Origin of the sequence: Stenotrophomonas maltophilia group sp. RNC7 (assembly GCF_030910085.1) — a bacterium.
GTDB lineage: Bacteria > Pseudomonadota > Gammaproteobacteria > Xanthomonadales > Xanthomonadaceae > Stenotrophomonas > Stenotrophomonas sepilia.
Window position 1 is genome coordinate 1 of sequence record NZ_JAVFVN010000569.1, and the last position, 1,629, is coordinate 1,629.

1 protein-coding gene and 1 pseudogene are annotated in these 1,629 nt (G+C 60.5%); both read right to left on the reverse strand.

Annotated elements, in window-relative coordinates; genetic code table 11:
• Positions 1 to 37: 37 nt before the first annotated feature.
• Positions 38 to 1,387, reverse strand: a complete 1,350-nt coding sequence (gene qatC / locus RCF13_RS10880) for a Qat anti-phage system QueC-like protein QatC (RefSeq protein ID WP_308141168.1) — start codon at positions 1,385 to 1,387, stop codon at positions 38 to 40.
• A pseudogene (locus RCF13_RS10885) lies at positions 1,384 to 1,629 on the reverse strand (hypothetical protein); the annotation flags it as partial. The gene qatC and the pseudogene RCF13_RS10885, both read right to left, overlap by 4 nt.

The following is a 1,629-nucleotide window of genomic DNA, read 5'->3' on the forward strand; positions in this document are numbered from 1 at the left end:
GGCAATGAAAATCGACGAGACCTGATCGCATGGGTTCTTACGACGGTGTGGCGCGAACGCCAGTCAGCAAGCGCCCGACTTCCTCCAACCCACGGCGATAGACGTTGGCCAGGTCATCGTGGCGGGAGGGGTCATCATAGAGTGGCCCTGGCTTGTGGATGAGGGCCTTGGCGAGTTCCGGGCGCTTCGATAGTCGTTCGATTGCGATCTGGAAGGAGCGGACCTGCTGACCTTCGGCCTGCTTGGTGTCCAATGTGGCAGCCTTCAGATCGGGTATGCCGTAAACGGTCGAGTCTTTGCCTCGCAGAGAGGCCCGCCGAATAAGGCATGGCAGGCAGTATCCACAGTGCCCCTGCGGCTTCTTCGTCCAACGTCCCTTAGCCGGTGAAGAACATGATAGTGACAACGGGGCGAGCTGCTTTAGTAGGGCTGGATTGGCGCATTGGGCGACCATCTCCCCCTTGGTCTTGTCCCAATAAGGATTCTCGACCTTCCCCATAACGCCGAGCGCCCGAAGTAAATCGTTCCACCGGGCCATGTAGAAAGGATGCGTCGTCCGGGTACTGAGCGCACCCAACCGAAGCTGATCGAGTGGCACATTCAGCGCAATCAAGCCGTTCTCCGGAACCTTGAGTACGAAGTCGCGGCCGAGCGCGGTGCCAGCGGCGAGGCCCAGAGAGAAGAACAGGAACGAGCGGCCGCGCGTCGTGTCCTCCGATCCAACATCCTCGACTAGCCCACTATCGAAGTTCATCCACACCCGTAGCCGATCGAAGGCGGATGATTTGTAAGCGTCTTTCAAACCGTCGAAACACTGTTCCTGCGACTTGCTCACCAACCCTTCGCCCGCGTGACTGACCAGAAGCGGCGTCTCGCCGGCATTCAGGCTGTCGATCGCGCCAATCAGGCTGTCCAAACCACCGGAGAACAGACTCACGCCATCGAACGGGGCAGGAATAAGGGTGGGGGCCGTGCCAGGAACCAGCTTCTCATAGTCCTTGGCACGCTTGCGGAAGCCCACATCCCATCTATCGCCGGTCAGGAAGTTGAGGGCGCGGACCAAAATGGGCGCGGCGGCTGTCCATCGCACCGGATCGCTCACGGGGATGACCAGCCGAATTTCGCGCGTCCAAGCGTCCTGCGATTCCGTAGAGCGGGAGATGCGGGTGTCCGCTGCGTGGACATGGGCGGCAACGACAAGCATGTCCGCACCGATTTCGCTCGGCGTCAGGTGCAACGCCTTGAGGTCGGCCAAGGCGCGGCCAATCCCGTGATCGAGACGCGTGCCCGCTACCAACTGCAAGGTAGATGCAACTTCGTCGCGCGCCTTCGGGACACTGGTTTTATCGTCCGGTCCGAAACGGCCGATGATGACATGGCGTCTCATTTCTCTGCCTCCCCATCACCCATCGTCTGCAACACGTCGAAGGCGGATTGATAGACATTGGTCACGAAGCCCATCACCGCATCAGGGGTCAGCGACTGAATATTGACGCCCGCAGCGTTGATGGCGTCGCTGACACCGCGCTGGATGAAATCACGTAGTTGCGCCTGCACCCTCTCGGCCGCCTGCGGATCGGCCGGCAAGGTCACGACCTTGGTGCCGATGTCGTTGCAGATACGAGCCTC

Excerpts from the sequence above, each read along its gene's own strand:
- qatC (WP_308141168.1), bottom strand. The coding sequence starts at position 1,387 with ATGAGACGCCATGTCATCATCGGCCGTTTCGGACCGGACGATAAAACC.